The organism is Chryseobacterium sp. S90 (assembly GCF_047444895.1).
Classification (GTDB): Bacteria; Bacteroidota; Bacteroidia; order Flavobacteriales; family Weeksellaceae; genus Chryseobacterium.
Window position 1 is genome coordinate 154,282 of the sequence record NZ_JBLGCX010000001.1, and the last position, 16,319, is coordinate 170,600.

A 16,319-nucleotide genomic window follows, 5' to 3' on the forward strand; every position below is an offset into this window, starting at 1 on the left:
ATGAATTACGAATTAAGAGAAATGCTTCCAAGTGATGAAACCCGCGTGTTGGAGATTTTCCGTCAGGGAATAGATGGTGGAATCGCCACTTTGGAAACAGAAGTTCCTACCGCTGAAGCCTGGAGTATGGAATATTTCAATGACTGCCGCTGGGTACTTGAAAATGAAAATAATGAAGTAATAGGATGGTGCGCCCTGAAACCAATCAGCAAAAGAGAAAGTTTTAAAGGAGTTGCAGAAGTTAGCATTTATTTTGATAACGAATACCAGGGAAGGGGATTGGGTTCCATATTGCTTAAAAAGATAATTCTGGACAGCGAGGACCACGGATTCTGGACATTGCAGACCAATATCTTCTCCGAAAATGAAATGGCCATCAAGTCTCATCAGAAAAACGGCTTCAGAGTGGTAGGAGTCCGAAAAAAAATTGGAAAGCTTAACGACGAATGGAAAGATCTTGTTTTGATGGAGAAAAGAAGCGAAATTCTTTAAAGAATTATGAATTATGAATTATGAATTATGAATTATGAATTATGAATTATGAATTATGAATTATGAATTATGAATTATGAATTTGTTTGATAAGCACTAATCTCCATAGTAAAATTCACTATTGACTTGCGAAGCAAAATTGACCATTGACCATAAAAGGCTGTATATTCCAACCTTAAACCTTAAACCTTAAACTCTGAACTCTGAACTCTGAACTTTCCAATTTGGCATTACCCTTGTAATAGTAAAGTTGAAAAAATAGAAATAATGAAAAATTTGATTAAAATTACAGGAGTTCTTATTGTAATGTTTTTGCTGTCATCATGTGTAGTGCATGACAATGGGCGTCGCGTTAAAACAGTTCCGCCGGGACAGGCTAAAAAAATATATGGTGGAAGTGCAAAAGATTATGCTCCTGGGCAGGTGAAAAAAAGAAGCGGCTATTAACAGGTCGTGTAAAATGAAAACTAAAAGCAGGTTTTAACATATATTAGCTTAATTTCAATTTCTTTTGGCATTAACATTGATATATTTCGCTATCGAAATTGAAAAAGTGAAAATAATGAAAAGTTTGTTTAAAGTAGTTGGGGCAGGCGTGGTACTATTTATGCTGTCTTCATGCATAGTGCATGAGCCTCATGGAAGAAGAATGCCGCCGGGTCATGCAAAAAGGTATTATGGTGGAAGTGCAAGATACTATGCACCTGGCCAGGTAAAGAAAGTGTATATTTATGACGATCGTGGTCATCATCACAGAGGCCGTGGTCATGGGCATCACAGATAAAAAAGAAAGCACTGATTTTTCAGTGCTTTTTTATAAATTATAATCTCGATTTTTTCGGATTCAGGTAAGTATTAAAGATCATCACTTCCTGGCCAAACTTTTTCTCAATTCTTTCAGAGATATTCAAAAGCTCACTTTTAATGAAATCTTCCCGCAATTCATCATTTTCAAAGATTAATAAGAGATTGTAATTTTTACCATCTTCAATATAATCACTATGTACTTCAGAAAGAATATATTTGTCTACATCCATTAGGTTTTCAGTCATTAAAACCAATGTTTCATCAATATAATTTTCCCATTCTTCCAGGTTATCTTTCGTACAGTGGAAAGTTATACTTAATACTCCCATATTTTTATGAATTTTTAAGATTTTTTGGATAAATTCTACAGCAAAAATCGGCATTTTTTTCGTAAATTAGCCCGTTAATAAAAATTGGAAATAAATAATTTTCAGACTTACAGCTAAGAGTTTGAATATCATTACAATAAAATTTGTTTATGCAAAAAGAAGGAGAAAGACTGATTCCTATCAACATTGTTGATGAAATGAAGTCGTCTTATATCGATTATTCGATGTCCGTTATCGTTTCAAGAGCGTTACCGGATGTAAGAGACGGCTTGAAACCCGTTCATAGAAGAGTACTTTATGGTATGTATGGATTAGGGGTGTTTTCTAATAGAAAATATTTAAAATCTGCGAGAATTGTTGGGGATGTTTTGGGTAAATATCACCCGCACGGAGATTCCTCTGTGTATGATGCTATGGTAAGAATGGCCCAGGACTGGAGCTTACGTTATCCTCAGGTTGATGGCCAGGGTAACTTCGGTTCAATGGATGGTGACCCGCCTGCAGCAATGCGTTATACTGAGGCAAGATTGAAAAAAATCTCTGATGAGGTGCTTTCAGACTTAGACAAAGAAACAGTTGATTTCCAGAATAACTTCGACGACAGTTTACAGGAACCGACAGTAATGCCAACTAAAGTTCCGAACCTTTTGGTAAACGGTACTTCCGGTATTGCAGTAGGGATGGCAACCAATATGGCGCCACACAACTTATCAGAATCTGTAGATGCAATCTGTGCTTATATCGATAATAAAGAAATTACGATTGATGAGCTGATGCAGCACATCATTGCACCGGATTTCCCTACAGGAGGTATCATCTACGGTTATGACGGTGTAAGAGATGCGTTCCATACAGGAAGAGGTAGAGTTGTTTTAAGAGCTAAAGTTAGCTTTGATGAAATAGGAAACAGAAACGCTATTATCGTTAGTGAAATTCCTTATCAGGTTAACAAAGCAGAAATGATCGCAAGAACAGCTGAGCTTGTTAAAGACGAGAAAATCCCTGGTATCCACGAGATCAGAGACGAATCGGACAGAAAAGGACTTCGTGTTGTTTATGAATTGAAAAACGATGCTATTCCGAACGTTGTTCTTAACCTATTATATAAATATACGGCACTTCAGACTTCTTTCAGTGTAAACAATATTGCATTGGTACACGGAAGGCCGGAGCAGCTGAACCTTAAAGATATCATTCATCACTTTGTAGAGCACAGACATGAAGTAATCGTAAGAAGAACTCAGTTTGAGCTTAAAAAAGCAAAAGAAAGAGCACATATCCTTGAAGGGTTCATGAAAGTGATCGGAACTCAGGATTCATTAGACAGAGCGATTTCTATTATCCGTCACAGTGCAAACCCTCAGGCAGCAAAAGAAGGCTTGATTGAGGCATTTGAACTTTCAGACATTCAGGCTCAGGCGATTCTTGATCTTAGATTGGCTCGTTTAACAGGAATGGAGCTTGATAAGATCCGTGATGAATATGATGCGATCATGAAAGAAATTGAAAATCTTGAAGATATCTTAGCCAATGAGCCAAGAAGATTCCAGATCATTAAAGAAGAATTGATCGAAATCAAAGAAAAATACGGAGACGAAAGAAGAACTGAAATTGATTACTCAGGAGGTGAAATGTCTATCGAAGATATTATTCCGAATGAAGCTGTAGTTCTTACCATTTCTCACGCAGGATATGTTAAGAGAACTTCACTTTCAGAATATAAAATTCAAAGTAGAGGAGGTGTAGGAAATAAAGCGGCTACAACCAGAGATTCCGACTTCCTTGAATATATCGTTTCTGCAACCAACCACCAGTATATGTTATTCTTTACAGAAAAAGGAAGATGTTACTGGTTAAGAGTATTTGAAATTCCGGAAGGCTCCAGAACAGCAAAAGGAAGAGCGGTACAAAACCTTATCAACATTGAACCGGATGATAAGATCAAAGCTTATATCAGAACCAACAACCTGAAGGATTCCGAATATGTAAATCAAATGAGCGTTGTGATGGTTACCAAAAATGGTACAATCAAGAAAACATCATTAGAAGCTTATTCAAGACCAAGAGTAAACGGGGTAAATGCTATTGAGATCAGAGATAATGACCAGTTGTTAGGAGCTTACCTGACCAATGGAAATTCTCAGATTATGATTGCTACTAAAAATGGTAAATGTATTCGTTTCCCTGAAGAGAAAGTAAGAGAAGTAGGTAGAGGATCTATCGGGGTAAGAGGAATCCTGCTTGAAGACGGTGACGAAGCTATTGGTATGATTGTTGTGAATGATGTAGAGAACGAAACAGTACTTGTAGTATCTGAAAAAGGATATGGAAAGAGAACTGCAGTAGAAGACTACAGAATTACCAACAGAGGAGGAAAAGGAGTTATCACCCTGAACATTACCGAAAAAACAGGAAATCTGATCGCTATTCAAAACGTAACAGACGAAGATGGATTGATGATTATCAATAAATCCGGCGTTGCCATCAGAATGGGTATGGATGAAATGAGAGTAATGGGTAGAAATACTCAGGGAGTAAAACTGATCAATCTTAAGAAAAATGACGAAATTGCAGCTATCGCAAAAGTAGCGATGGATAAGGATGTAGAAGAAGATTCTGAAGAAATTGAAGAAGGAACAGATATTGTAGCTGATAACCAGGAAAACGATACAATCCCTCAAGCTGAAAATGAAAATGCAGCAGAGGAAAATGAGAATTCTGATTCTGAAGAATAAATTGTACAATATAAATATAAAATAGTTATTATGAAGAAACTAATTTTAGGAATGGCTATCGTAGCGTCTGCTTTTGCTTTTGGGCAGAAAAAAGATGCCAATGCTTTGAATGCCCAGCTTCAGGAAGCTAATAAAGTTGCTATGGATGCATATAATGCAAAAAATTATGCAGCTGCAGCACCTAAGTTTATAGAAGTTTATGACCTATTGAAGGCTAATGGACAGGACAACAAAATATATATGTATTATGCTGGACTTAGTCACGCATTAGCGAATAACAGCGACCAGTCTATCAAAATATATACAGACCTTGTTAATTCCGGATTTACAGGAGTAGAAACTACTTATACTGCAAAAGAAAAGAAAACAGGACAGGTAGTGAATCTTGATAAAGCGACTTGGGAGCTTATGAAGAAGAACCCGGACTATACTGATTTCAAAACTGAACAGACAAAAAGTATAGAATCAGACTTATACGAAACTCTTACTTCATTACTTCTTAATGCGAAAAAAGCACCTGAGGCTCTTGCTGTTATTGAAAAAGGATTAGTTAAGTTCCCAAACAGCGCTAAGCTTAAAGAAGCTCAGACTACAGCATATCTTCAATCAGGAAATACAGATAAATTTGTTTCCGGATTGAAAGAACAATTAGCTAAGAACCCAAATGACGCAACAAACTGGTATAACCTTGGGGTAATGCAGGCTAAAAACCCTGCTACTGTTAATGATGCTTTAGAAGCGTTTAAAAAAGCAGTTGAGCTTAAGCCTGACTTCTCTGATGCATATCAAAACTTAGTATATACAACTATTGGTGATGATGCTAAGGTAGTAGGAGAGATCAATGCATTGAGAAAAGACAAACCGGATGAGGCTTCTAAATTGATTGATGCAAGAAGAGAAAGATTTGGAAAAGCATTACCATACGCTGAAGGATGGTATAAAGCAAATCCAAAGAGTCTTGATGCAGTTACAGCGTTAAAGGAAATTTACATAGTAACTAAAAATATGGATAAAGTTAAAGAGATGAAAGCTAAAGAAGCTGAGCTTAGTGCTACAGCAACAAAGTAATCATTTGATAACTCAATCATAAAAAGCCGGAACAGGAAATGTTCCGGCTTTTGTTTTTAAGAATAAAGGGGGATGGTTCATTCTGAAAATACATTCTTATTCGATATTTATAAACAGAAATTTTGAATGAAAAAAAACTCTTCTTTGTTTAAATGATAGGTAAATTTCACACAGAGAATTTCTCTGTAATTCCGTATCTTTGAGAAAAATTTTTATAAGATGATCGAGTGGAAAACCGCCAAGGAATACGAAGATATTACCTATAAAAAATCTAACGGAGTAGCAAGAATTGCTTTCAACAGACCAGAGGTTCGTAATGCATTCAGACCCAAGACTACTTCAGAACTATATGATGCTTTTTATGATGCTTCTGAGGACCCTTCAATAGGGGTTGTTTTGCTTTCAGGAGAAGGACCAAGCCCTAAAGACGGAGGATGGGCATTCTGTAGTGGAGGAGATCAAAAAGCCAGAGGACATCAGGGATATGTAGGAGAAGACGGAAGACACCGTTTGAACATTCTTGAAGTTCAGCGTTTGATCCGTTTCATGCCGAAAGTAGTTATTGCAGTTGTTCCGGGATGGGCAGTTGGTGGAGGACACTCACTTCATGTTGTATGTGATTTGACTTTAGCGAGTAAAGAACACGCTATTTTCAAGCAGACAGATGCCGACGTTACCAGCTTTGATGGTGGTTACGGTTCTGCTTACCTTGCTAAAATGGTAGGTCAGAAAAAGGCCCGTGAAATTTTCTTTTTAGGAAGAAACTATTCCGCGCAGGAAGCTTTCGAAATGGGAATGGTAAACAAAGTGGTTCCGCATGCGGAATTAGAAGATACAGCTTACGAATGGGCTCAGGAAATTTTAGGAAAATCTCCGATGTCTATCAGAATGCTGAAATTTGCCATGAACCTTACAGATGATGGGATGGTAGGCCAGCAGGTTTTTGCAGGAGAAGCAACTCGTCTTGCCTATATGACAGAAGAAGCTCAGGAAGGAAGAAATGCATTCCTTGAAAAAAGAAAGCCAAACTTCGGAGAAGATCAATGGATATCCTAAAAATATAACTGATAATTGATAAATGATGATTCATGTATCATTTATCAATTATCGTTTATCAATTATAATTATATGACTGATTGGATAAAAGCCGCAAGGCTAAGAACTTTACCGCTTTCCTTAAGCGGAATTATTATGGGAGCCTTCATTGCAAAATGGAGACTTTACGGAGAAGGTGGAATCTGGGACTGGAAGATTCTGGCACTTGCTCTTTTGGTAACGCTTTTATACCAGATTTTATCAAATTATGCCAATGACTACGGCGATGGGGTAAAAGGTACCGATGCCAAGAGAATCAATGAAGCTGAAGCAAGAGCCGTAGCATCAGGAAAAATTACGGCAAAACAGATGAAAAATGCAGTAATTCTTTTCGCAGCATTGTCTTTCATTGCCACCATTGCTTTGTTGTATGTTGCTTTCATTCCAAATTATATGAATGAGTTTTATATTTTCATAGGATTGGGAGTAGCGAGTATTTTGGCGGCGATTGGGTATACAGTAGGTAAAAAACCTTACGGATACATGGGACTGGGAGATATCTTCGTATTTATCTTTTTCGGACTTGTTTCTGTGTGTGGAAGCTATTTCTTATTTACAAAAACTTTCAGCTGGGATATGTTATTACCTGGAACAGCTGTTGGAATGATGAGTATGGCAGTTCTTAATCTGAACAATATGAGAGATATTGAAAGCGATAAACTATCGGGAAAAAACAGCTTTGCGTTGAGAATAGGATTCAAAAATGCAATGATCTATGAAATGATCCTGTTACAGCTTCCATTGATACTGATCCTTATTTTTTTAGGAGTAAACGGATTTATACAACAGCAAAATTATTATGTTTTCATCGTAATGATCCTGTTGTTCCCATTATCAAAGCTGAGAAGAAATATCATGTCGGTAAAAGAGCCAAAAGAATTAGACCAATATTTAAAGCAGGTAGGTATCATGACGTTTGTAATGGCCATTCTTACGGCAGCCGGACTTAATTTATTTAACTAAATCTAAAAATAGTATATCATGAGTTCTAATGTCTATGTTGAAGCTCAAATGCTTATCAGAAAGCCGGTTGAAGATGTTTTTGAAGCATTTATCAATCCTGAAATAACAACGAATTTCTGGTTCACAAAATCTACCGGAAAATTAGAAGAAGGTAAAACTATTACCTGGGAATGGGAAATGTATGGTGTGAAAAACGCAGTAAATGTACATAAGATCATTCCGAACCAGCTGATCAGAACAGAGTGGGGAGATCCTTCAACGAATGTAGACTACGAATTCAAAACTATGGAAAAAGGAACTCTTGTTATCATTAAGAGCTACGGATTCAGTCAGACTGGCGAAGATCTGCTGAAACAGATTAATGACAATACAGGTGGTTTTACAACGGTTTTAGACGGCTGTAAAGCATATTTGGAACATGGGATTAATCTTAGACTTATTGAAGACAAATTCCCATCGAAATAATAAATTAAAGAAAACACGAATGGCACGAATGCTTTCACGAATATCACTAATCTCATGGTGTTGTTTGTGAAATTATTTGAGTCATTTGTGTTTAATAAACAATTGAAACTAAATTTAAAATGAAAATACAATTCTTAGGGCAAAATTGTTTCCTGTTCACTTACAAGGACAAAACAATTCTGAGCGACCCTTTTTACAACTACAAAAAAGCAGAATCAGGGTTTGATATTACTGCTCAAAAAATCGATTACATCCTGCTGACTCATGCACATGGTGATCATATTGCCGATGTAGCAGAGGTGTTGCAGCATTACCCGGAAGCTACCATCATTGGAGTTCCTGAAGTATGCGGTTACTTCCAACAGGCAAAAAACAAAGACGATGTGAACCTCGGAGGATCAGCAAAAATCGACGATCTTAAAATTTCCATGGTTCCGGCCCACCACACAAGTTCTTTTCCTGATGGAAGCTATGGAGGTGTTCCTGTAGGGTATATCTTCAGACTTCCTGAGGGTAAGAATATCTATTTGGCTGGAGATACAGGAGTAATGGCTGATATGGAACTGTTCCCAAGATTATATGGAAACATTGATCTTTCTATCCTTCCTATCGGGAGCCACTACACAATGTGCCCTCGAAAAGCTTCTTTTGCTGCTGCTGAACTATTGAAAACTCCAAAAGTAATCGGATGTCACTTTGACACTTTCCCTGCAATTGAAATCAATCATGAAAGTGCATTAAAACATTTTGCAGATAAAAATGTAGAACTTGTTTTACCGAAATTAGGCGAGACGTTCGAATTTTAATCAATAACGGGAGTCGGTAATCTGAAAATTAGAAAAATGAAAATGATGCGTAAGGTATTAAAAACAAAAAAAGATAATTATCAAATTACCTCTCTTCTCACTTTAAACCAAAAAAAAATGGCAAGCTACCTAAATCACACCGCTACGACCGATTACCTTTGCTGCGTTCCCACCCTGGAGGATTCTCAGGAGCTGGTTGTTTAGGACTTGCCGTTGCAAAGGTAGGAATATTTTATAAACTTCAAAACTTTATTAAAGAAAATTAGTTGAAAAAATGCAGTGGTAAAGCTAAACGCCTGACATTTAGAGGGAAAATTTTTCAACTTTTTTCTAAAAATTTAAATATGACGAAAAGTCCATCAACACTAGGAATTATACTTTTTATCGCTACAATGATCGTTTTCTTTGTAGTATACACTTTTTTCTCAGGAATCAATTATTTTGATATCTCTTTGAAAGCCAACGCTTTTGTTTTGCCTCTTCTCTATGCGGGGGCTGCTTTCTGGTCTGTAAAATCCTATTGGAACAACCATAGAGTAGTAAAATTCAAAGATGCTTTCAAAAGAGCATTCGTTCCGATGTTTGTCGGAGGAATTCTTTCCATCTTCAGTATTTATGCCTTTTTAAACTTTGTAGATCCGGCGGCTAAAAAGCTGTTGAACTACCAATATGTTCAGAGACAAAAATCAGAATTGGATACAGAATATACTTCTGCAAGAAAAATCCTGAAGCATCAGAAAGATATTGATGAGCTGGATCAGAAGTACACAGAAAGATTACAAAGTTTCACTCCAGAGGCAGTTAAAGGAAAAGATATGCTTACCGCAAGTCATTTTTCAGGATACTTTGCAGCAATTCTTATATTTTACGTAGTTTTGTCGGTGTTTTTCGGAGCGTTTTTCAGAACAAGAACAATACATCAGCCCGAAGAAACAAATCAAGCCTAATTTTTATTAAAATTAAATGAATTTATCTATAGTTATTCCGTTACTGAACGAAGAAGACTCTCTGGAAGAGCTTTTTTCAAGAATTGATAAAGTATGCACAACCAGCAATTTATCTTACGAGATCTGGTTTGTAGACGATGGAAGTACGGATTTGTCGTGGAGCATTATTGAGAATATGAAAGTTCAGTATCCTCAGATCCACGCTATTAAATTTTCCAGAAATTATGGAAAATCACAGGCTCTTCATGCAGCCTTTGAAAGAACAAACGGAGATGTAGTGATTACCATGGATGCCGACCTGCAGGATTTCCCTGAAGAAATTCCTGAACTGTACAATATGGTGATTCATGATAATTATGATATTGTTTCCGGTTGGAAAAAAAAGCGTTTTGATAATGTAATGACGAAAAATATCCCGTCAAAACTATTCAATGCAGCAGCAAGAAAAGTTTCAGGAGTTTATCTTCATGACTTCAACTGTGGTTTGAAAGCCTACAAAAAGCAGGTTGTAAAATCTGTTGATGTTTACGGAGATATGCACCGCTATATTCCGGTACTGGCTGCCAATGCAGGTTTCAGAAGAATCACGGAAAAAGAAGTACAGCATCAGGCAAGACCTTACGGAACATCAAAATTCGGTACTGAAAGATTTGTAAGAGGTTTTCTGGATTTGATAACGCTGTGGTTTGTAAGCCGTTTTGGAGGAAGACCAATGCATTTCTTCGGAGCAGTAGGAACGTTAATGTTTATTGTTGGTTTTCTTTCTGCACTTTGGCTGGGAATTTCTAAACTGATTGACGTTGCAAGAGGAATTTACGGACATTTAATTACCAATAATCCCTGGTTCTTTATTGCTTTAACAATGATGATTTTAGGAAGCCTTCTGTTTGTAGCAGGATTCTTAGGAGAAATGATTATCAGAACCAATCGTGAGCATAAGAATTATAATATTGATGAGGTGATATAATTTTTAAACACTAATGGCACGAATGCTTCACAAATGACGCTATGGTATTTGTGATATTAGTGTAAAAAATTAGTGTAATTTGTGGTTTTTGATAATACATCACAATTCATTATAACAGCTTCATCTTCAAATAAAAGCACTCTGTCAGCAGGGTGCTTTTTTGTAATTTTATAAAAACTTTGAATCAGGATGTTTAAACTCAAACCTATTGTTTTTTATTTTCTTTTACTTTTTGCAACTTCATGTTCATCCAATAAACTTTCTGGTTCATGGGAATTTATTGACATTTATGATGGGGAAATCCATCAGGCAGATACGTTGAAAACCAAGACAAACAATTCCAGATACGGAACAGGAATTCTCACTTTTTATCAGGATAAAACTTTTAGTTCAATGGGGAATAGCGGGACCTATGAAATAGAAAATAATCTGTTGAAAATGAAGTATAATGATGATAAAGAAGCAACTTCAATGAAAATTTCAGGTATAAATAAAGATTATCTGCTTTTGTTTTCACTGGCTGGAAGTCCTAAAACTTGGTTTTATAAAAAAGTAAAAGGAAAGGAGAAATAGTCTTTCCTGAAAAGCAAAAAATTGAAAATTATCAGGTATTTTATTGTCAAAAGACAAAGATTTTTAGAAATTTTAATCCTATTTTTGTTCAAAAGTAATATTGAAAGTCCATTGAGAGCTATGAAAAATGCTTTCATAGATTTTCAATAAATATCTTTACGGTTATAATATAGAATATTTAAAATTAAATATGAAAAAAGTTGTATACACATTGATGCTGATGGCAGTAGTTTCCTGTGGAAAAGTTTCTCCGAAAGGAAATATTGAAAAGAAGGATGTGGATGTTTCGGAGTTCGTCAACCTTGATCTGGAAGGGAAATTCCGTGTATTTTATGCCAAAGGGCCCAAGAATTTTGTAGAAATTGAAACCTATCCAAATGTGGCGAGCAATTTGGATGTGGATGTAAAAGACAAAACACTTTTCATTAAAGAAAAAAGAGGTACAAAAGGCGTAGATTTTTATAATGTAACGATTTATTCAAAATATAATCTGGAAAAAGTAGCCATTTCTGACTCTGTGGAAGTGAATATTTCAAGTGAAATAAAGACCGACAATTTCAGACTTAATATGAAAAATAATGCAAGTTTCATGGGATCTGTCAACACAAGAAGAGCAGAAGTGGAAATGCACAACAGAAGCCGTGCGAATTTTCTTGGATTGTCTAAAGAAGCGGTTATAAAAATCTCAGATACAGCAAGTTTAATTGCTCCTTACTGGAAAATCACCAATCTGAATATCGATTCTAAAAACGGAAATTATGCAGAAGTAAATGTAAAAGATTCTTTGAAAGGGAATATCCAGAATACTGCAAAATTTGTTTACTATAACGATCCTATCAGGGCGTTCAAAATCGATAAGACGACGAAAGTTGAAAACAAAAAACTGGATTAAAAACAGTATTATTTAAACTAGAAACTTTACAAACTATAAAAGAACAACATACAAATATGAATACATTAGAAAAAGCGAAACTTTGGTTAAGTGATACCTTCGATAAAGAAACGAGAGATGCTGTACAGTCATTGATCGACAGCAATTCTCCGGATCTGGAAGATTCTTTCTACAGAGAATTGGAATTTGGGACAGGAGGTATGCGTGGAATAATGGGAGTAGGAACCAACCGCTTGAATAAATATACATTAGGACAGGCTACACAGGGATTGGCGAACTATATGCTTCAACAGTTTAAAGGTGAGGAAATTAAAGTGGCTATCGCTTATGATGTTCGTAATAACTCAAAAGAATTCGGAAAGCTGGTAGCTGATGTTTTGACTGCAAACGGAATTAAAGTACTGCTTTTCAAAGATCACAGACCCACTCCGGAATTGTCTTTCACCGTTCGTGATAAAAAATGTAACGGAGGAATTGTACTGACAGCTTCTCACAACCCGCCGGAATATAACGGTTATAAAGTATACTGGAATGACGGAGCGCAGATTGTTCCGCCTAATGATGAAGCCATTATTAAGGAAGTATATTCTGTGAAATTTGAAGAAATTAAATTCAACGGAAATGATGATCTGATCGAATGGATAGGAGAGGAGCAGGATGATGTATATATCGATGCATGTATTGAAAACTCTACTTATCAGAATGTTGGAAAAGAAAATTTAAATATTGTTTTCACATCTATTCACGGAACAACCTATACAACGATTCCAAAAGCTCTTGAAAAAGCAGGATTCAAGAAAGTTGATCTTGTAAGAGAACAAATGATTCCGAGTGGAAATTTCCCAACAGTAGACTCTCCAAATCCGGAAGAGCCTGCGGCATTGGAAATGGCAATGGATCTTGCAAGAATTACCAATGCAGATATCGTGATCGGAACAGATCCGGATGGGGACAGATTGGGAATTGCGGTAAGAAATCTTGATGGTGAAATGCAGCTGTTGAACGGAAACCAAACCAATACGATCCTTACTTATTATATCCTGAATGAATGGAGAAAGCAGGAAAGAATTACAGGAAAAGAATTTATCGGTTCTACGATCGTAACGTCAGATATTTTCTTTGATATTGCTCAAAAATTCGGAGTTGAGTGCAAAGTAGGTCTTACCGGATTCAAATGGATTGGAAAAATGATCCGCGAAGCAGAAGGAACACAGAAATTTGTGTGTGGTGGCGAGGAAAGTTTCGGATTTATGACCGGAGATTTCGTTCGTGATAAAGATTCTTGTGGAAGCATCCTTTTAGCTTGTGAAATTGCAGCATGGTGCAAAGCCAACGGAAAAACAATGTATCAGTACATGATCGAGATCTATGAAGATCTTGGAATGTATTACGAAGGATTAATCAACATTGTAAGAAAAGGAAAAGAAGGCGCTGAAGGGATTGAAAATATGATGAAAAACTTCCGTGAAAACCCTCCAAAAGAACTTGCAGGATCATTAGTGGAAGAAGTAAAGGATTTCAAAGAACAGACAAGCCTTACCATTTCTACCAACGAGAAAAAAGTAATGAATGATATTCCAAAGTCTAACGTATTGATCTATTACACCCAAGATGGAACAAAAGTATGCGTAAGACCTTCAGGAACAGAACCTAAAATTAAGTTTTATGTTTCTGTAAAAGATTCTGTTACTTCAGAAGCGGATTTCAGAGATAAATTAAAATCATTGGAAGCTAAAATCGGAGCCGTTAAAACAGATTTGAAACTGGATTAATTTCACCTAAAACAGCAGATGATCAAAAAAATAATAGCAGTTTGCCTACTTTCTGCAGCTGTAGTTTCCTGTAAAAAGGAAACTGCAGTTTCAGAGACAAAACTTGAAAATGATTCGATTGCTACTACAGAAACCAAAGAAGATCAGTACAAACCGATAGATACAGCATGTTCTCCCGCTCATAAAACGGAGGATTATATCACATCACTTCAATGGTACCGTACAAAAATCGAAAAAGAAATGGCTGGAAACAGTCCGGAGCAGAATGACAATGTATACGAAGATTATTTAAAAATAAGAGGAAAGTATACAGAATGTCTGATGAACCTGCATACTGATATTTTAGATAAATATGTGAATTATTATAACTATGATAAGGATCAGTACAACTTACCGGACAATGTTAAAAAATTAGCTTCAGAACTGAAAAAAGAAGGCCTTGAGTTCAGGGAAGTAGGAGAAGGAATGACTGAAATCTGGACCGTTCCGGGATATTATTCTTCCATGTTTAAGAATAAAGTAACTCCTGATTATGAAGTCTATATTTCACAGACTGATAAAGAAAGTGAATCCAATTATGCAGCTGATGCTGGATTGATAATTACCTGGGAACAGCTGGGAGACAGGCTTATGTTCTGGGAAAACTTTATGAACAAATATCCTAAGAGCAATCTTATAAAGGCTGTCAAACAGGATTATAAAATATATTTGTCTGATTATCTTTTGGGAATGGATAACACGCCAACCTTTGAAAGAGACATGGACAAAGGAACCGGAAAACTAAACGATGAAAACAGAGCGGAATTCAACAGGATAATTAAAAAATATCCGAATTCCAATACGGCAAAAAAAGTAAAAGAAGCAATAACCCTTTTTGATACACAAATGCCGGTAGATGAAATATATGAGAAGATCAATGGAGAAAGATAATATAAATTTAAAATAAGAAAAAGTGAAAGTTTCAAAATTAGCAGCGAACCTGATCGGTTCTGAAATTGTAAAAATTGGTAACGAAGTAAATGATCTAAAAGCAAAAGGAGCAGAAATTGCCAATCTTACTATTGGTGATCTGAATTCTAATATCTATCCTATTCCGGCATTGCTGAAGGAAGAGATTCAGAAAGCATATCAGAATAATCTGACGAATTATCCGCCTGCAAACGGACTTTTATCTTTAAGAAAAGAAGTTTCCAAAGACCTTAAAAAAAGATGGAATCTGGACTATTCTCCAGAGGATATTTTGATCACTGCCGGATCAAGACCTTTGATCTATGCCGTATACAAAACAATTGTAGACGAAGGTGATAAAGTAGTTTATCCTACACCATCATGGAACAACAATCACTATGCTTATCTTACTTCTGCCAATGCTGTAGAAGTAAAAACAAAACCTGAAACTAACTTCCTTCCAACAGCAGATGATTTAAGACCTCATTTGGATGGGGCTGTATTATTGGCATTGTGTTCTCCATTGAACCCTACGGGAACTATGTTTACAAGAGAGCAGCTTTCAGAAATCTGTGAATTGGTGATCGCTGAAAACAAAAAAAGAGGAGCAGACGAAAAACCGCTATACTTAATGTATGACCAGATCTATTCTTGCCTTACTTTCGGTGCTGAACACGTAGATCCGGTTTCTCTTTTCCCTGAAATGAAAGATTACACGATCTATATCGACGGTATTTCAAAATGCCTTGCAGCAACAGGAGTACGTGTAGGATGGGGATTCGGACCTGCGCATATCCTTGATAAAATGAAGGCACTTCTTACTCACGTTGGAGCATGGGCACCAAAACCAGAGCAGGAAGCAACCGCTAAATTCTATGAAAACTCAGAAAATGTAGATTCTTTCGTTGAGGATTTTAAAGGTAAACTTGAAGAAAGCTTAAAAGTTCTTCACAACGGAGTTCAGGATTTAAAAGGAAAAGGACTTTCAGTAGACAGTATCGAACCAATGGGAGCTCTTTATCTTACCATTAAGTTAAACTATATCGGAAAAACAAAACCGGACGGAGCTGTGATCCAAAACTCTTCAGACCTTGTATTTTACCTGATCAATGAAGCAGGGGTGGCTTTAGTACCATTCTCAGCCTTCGGAGAAGACAAATCTGAACCTTGGTTCCGTGCTTCTGTAGGAGGATTGGCTACCGATGAGATCAAAGTAATGCTTCCAAAACTGGAAAGTGCTTTGAATAATTTAAAGTAGTCTTTACATAAAAAATATATGCTTCGACTCTGTCCGGCATGGCATCGTTAAATCCCAAAATGAGTATTAATTGTGTCATGCTGAGCGGAGTCGAAGCGTTTCAAATATAATATAAACATCAAATATTTGAATTAGATGTACGTTTATCTGTAAAAAATTAAATAAATATTAAAAATTAAACAACCACTTTGTACAACACTCA

17 protein-coding genes and 1 other RNA gene are annotated in these 16,319 nt (G+C 36.3%); 16 read left to right on the top strand and 2 right to left on the bottom strand.

The features are described from left to right. The 3 genes from ACLMCG_RS00780 (at nt 1) to ACLMCG_RS00790 (ending at nt 1,276) form a co-directional block, all read left to right on the top strand. On the top strand, nt 1–492 hold the full coding sequence (locus ACLMCG_RS00780; protein ID WP_413958414.1) for an N-acetyltransferase family protein: 492 nt from the start codon (nt 1–3) through the stop codon (nt 490–492). Nucleotides 493–759: 267 nt separating this feature from the next. Further along, nucleotides 760–939 (top strand): quinol oxidase subunit 4, encoded by a 180-nt coding sequence (locus tag ACLMCG_RS00785; protein WP_223600773.1) that lies wholly within the window; start codon nt 760–762, stop codon nt 937–939. A 115-nt stretch (nt 940–1,054) separates the two neighbouring features. After that, nucleotides 1,055–1,276, top strand: coding sequence for a hypothetical protein (locus ACLMCG_RS00790; protein WP_223600772.1), 222 nt, complete (start codon nt 1,055–1,057; stop codon nt 1,274–1,276). A gap of 37 nt (nt 1,277–1,313) precedes the next feature. Here ACLMCG_RS00790 and ACLMCG_RS00795 read toward each other — a convergent pair whose 3' ends face one another. Then, on the bottom strand, nt 1,314–1,682 hold the full coding sequence (locus ACLMCG_RS00795; protein WP_223600771.1) for a DUF4286 family protein: 369 nt from the start codon (nt 1,680–1,682) through the stop codon (nt 1,314–1,316). 95 nt (nt 1,683–1,777) lie between these two features. Here ACLMCG_RS00795 and gyrA point away from each other — a divergent pair, with 95 nt between their 5' ends. The 6 genes from gyrA (at nt 1,778) to ACLMCG_RS00825 (ending at nt 8,760) form a co-directional block, all read left to right on the top strand. Further along, nucleotides 1,778–4,363 carry a DNA gyrase subunit A gene (gyrA, locus tag ACLMCG_RS00800; protein ID WP_223600770.1) on the top strand — a complete coding sequence of 862 codons (2,586 nt, stop codon included), beginning with the start codon at nt 1,778–1,780 and terminating at the stop codon, nt 4,361–4,363. Nucleotides 4,364–4,393: 30 nt separating this feature from the next. Then, on the top strand, nt 4,394–5,431 hold the full coding sequence (locus tag ACLMCG_RS00805) for a tetratricopeptide repeat protein (protein WP_223600769.1): 1,038 nt from the start codon (nt 4,394–4,396) through the stop codon (nt 5,429–5,431). 219 nt (nt 5,432–5,650) lie between these two features. Continuing rightward, nucleotides 5,651–6,487: a 1,4-dihydroxy-2-naphthoyl-CoA synthase gene (locus ACLMCG_RS00810; protein ID WP_223600768.1), complete on the top strand. Its 837-nt coding sequence runs from the start codon at nt 5,651–5,653 to the stop codon at nt 6,485–6,487. A gap of 72 nt (nt 6,488–6,559) precedes the next feature. After that, nucleotides 6,560–7,489, top strand: coding sequence for a 1,4-dihydroxy-2-naphthoate octaprenyltransferase (gene menA, locus ACLMCG_RS00815; RefSeq protein ID WP_223600767.1), 930 nt, complete (start codon nt 6,560–6,562; stop codon nt 7,487–7,489). Nucleotides 7,490–7,507: 18 nt separating this feature from the next. Beyond that, nucleotides 7,508–7,954 carry an SRPBCC family protein gene (locus ACLMCG_RS00820; RefSeq protein ID WP_413958415.1) on the top strand — a complete coding sequence of 149 codons (447 nt, stop codon included), beginning with the start codon at nt 7,508–7,510 and terminating at the stop codon, nt 7,952–7,954. A gap of 119 nt (nt 7,955–8,073) precedes the next feature. Continuing rightward, entirely contained in the window at nt 8,074–8,760 is a 687-nt protein-coding gene (locus ACLMCG_RS00825; RefSeq protein ID WP_223600765.1) for a metal-dependent hydrolase, read from the top strand. A 115-nt stretch (nt 8,761–8,875) separates the two neighbouring features. Here ACLMCG_RS00825 and ffs read toward each other — a convergent pair. Then, nucleotides 8,876–8,973: signal recognition particle sRNA small type (ffs, locus tag ACLMCG_RS00830), an RNA gene on the bottom strand. Between the two features lie 131 nt (nt 8,974–9,104). Here ffs and ACLMCG_RS00835 point away from each other — a divergent pair. The 7 genes from ACLMCG_RS00835 to ACLMCG_RS00865 all read left to right on the top strand — a co-directional run bounded on the left by ACLMCG_RS00835 (nt 9,105) and on the right by ACLMCG_RS00865 (nt 16,117). Next, complete coding sequence (locus ACLMCG_RS00835) at nt 9,105–9,707, top strand: DUF4199 domain-containing protein (protein ID WP_413958416.1); 603 nt, start codon at nt 9,105–9,107, stop codon at nt 9,705–9,707. 16 nt (nt 9,708–9,723) lie between these two features. After that, a complete protein-coding gene (locus tag ACLMCG_RS00840; protein WP_047425488.1) occupies nt 9,724–10,674 on the top strand; it encodes a glycosyltransferase family 2 protein in 951 nt (316 codons plus the stop codon). A 189-nt stretch (nt 10,675–10,863) separates the two neighbouring features. Further along, nucleotides 10,864–11,247, top strand: a complete 384-nt coding sequence (locus ACLMCG_RS00845; protein WP_413958417.1) for a lipocalin family protein — start codon at nt 10,864–10,866, stop codon at nt 11,245–11,247. Between the two features lie 190 nt (nt 11,248–11,437). Beyond that, nucleotides 11,438–12,139, top strand: coding sequence for a GIN domain-containing protein (locus ACLMCG_RS00850; RefSeq protein WP_213279613.1), 702 nt, complete (start codon nt 11,438–11,440; stop codon nt 12,137–12,139). 56 nt (nt 12,140–12,195) lie between these two features. Further along, nucleotides 12,196–13,911 carry a phospho-sugar mutase gene (locus ACLMCG_RS00855; protein WP_223600762.1) on the top strand — a complete coding sequence of 572 codons (1,716 nt, stop codon included), beginning with the start codon at nt 12,196–12,198 and terminating at the stop codon, nt 13,909–13,911. An 18-nt stretch (nt 13,912–13,929) separates the two neighbouring features. Further along, nucleotides 13,930–14,841: a hypothetical protein gene (locus tag ACLMCG_RS00860; RefSeq protein WP_223600761.1), complete on the top strand. Its 912-nt coding sequence runs from the start codon at nt 13,930–13,932 to the stop codon at nt 14,839–14,841. A gap of 22 nt (nt 14,842–14,863) precedes the next feature. Further along, nucleotides 14,864–16,117: a pyridoxal phosphate-dependent aminotransferase gene (locus tag ACLMCG_RS00865; protein ID WP_413958418.1), complete on the top strand. Its 1,254-nt coding sequence runs from the start codon at nt 14,864–14,866 to the stop codon at nt 16,115–16,117. Nucleotides 16,118–16,319 lie beyond the last annotated feature (202 nt).

Coding starts and splice junctions, on each gene's coding strand:
- gyrA (WP_223600770.1), top strand. CDS start 1,778: ATGCAAAAAGAAGGAGAAAGACTGATTCCTATCAACATTGTTGATGAA.
- ACLMCG_RS00860 (WP_223600761.1), top strand. CDS start 13,930: ATGATCAAAAAAATAATAGCAGTTTGCCTACTTTCTGCAGCTGTAGTT.
- ACLMCG_RS00795 (WP_223600771.1), bottom strand. CDS start 1,682: ATGCCGATTTTTGCTGTAGAATTTATCCAAAAAATCTTAAAAATTCAT.
- ACLMCG_RS00790 (WP_223600772.1), top strand. CDS start 1,055: ATGAAAAGTTTGTTTAAAGTAGTTGGGGCAGGCGTGGTACTATTTATG.
- ACLMCG_RS00845 (WP_413958417.1), top strand. CDS start 10,864: ATGTTTAAACTCAAACCTATTGTTTTTTATTTTCTTTTACTTTTTGCA.
- ACLMCG_RS00855 (WP_223600762.1), top strand. CDS start 12,196: ATGAATACATTAGAAAAAGCGAAACTTTGGTTAAGTGATACCTTCGAT.
- ACLMCG_RS00835 (WP_413958416.1), top strand. CDS start 9,105: ATGACGAAAAGTCCATCAACACTAGGAATTATACTTTTTATCGCTACA.
- ACLMCG_RS00810 (WP_223600768.1), top strand. CDS start 5,651: ATGATCGAGTGGAAAACCGCCAAGGAATACGAAGATATTACCTATAAA.
- ACLMCG_RS00820 (WP_413958415.1), top strand. CDS start 7,508: ATGAGTTCTAATGTCTATGTTGAAGCTCAAATGCTTATCAGAAAGCCG.
- ACLMCG_RS00840 (WP_047425488.1), top strand. CDS start 9,724: ATGAATTTATCTATAGTTATTCCGTTACTGAACGAAGAAGACTCTCTG.
- ACLMCG_RS00825 (WP_223600765.1), top strand. CDS start 8,074: ATGAAAATACAATTCTTAGGGCAAAATTGTTTCCTGTTCACTTACAAG.
- ACLMCG_RS00805 (WP_223600769.1), top strand. CDS start 4,394: ATGAAGAAACTAATTTTAGGAATGGCTATCGTAGCGTCTGCTTTTGCT.
- menA (WP_223600767.1), top strand. CDS start 6,560: ATGACTGATTGGATAAAAGCCGCAAGGCTAAGAACTTTACCGCTTTCC.
- ACLMCG_RS00850 (WP_213279613.1), top strand. CDS start 11,438: ATGAAAAAAGTTGTATACACATTGATGCTGATGGCAGTAGTTTCCTGT.
- ACLMCG_RS00780 (WP_413958414.1), top strand. CDS start 1: ATGAATTACGAATTAAGAGAAATGCTTCCAAGTGATGAAACCCGCGTG.
- ACLMCG_RS00785 (WP_223600773.1), top strand. CDS start 760: ATGAAAAATTTGATTAAAATTACAGGAGTTCTTATTGTAATGTTTTTG.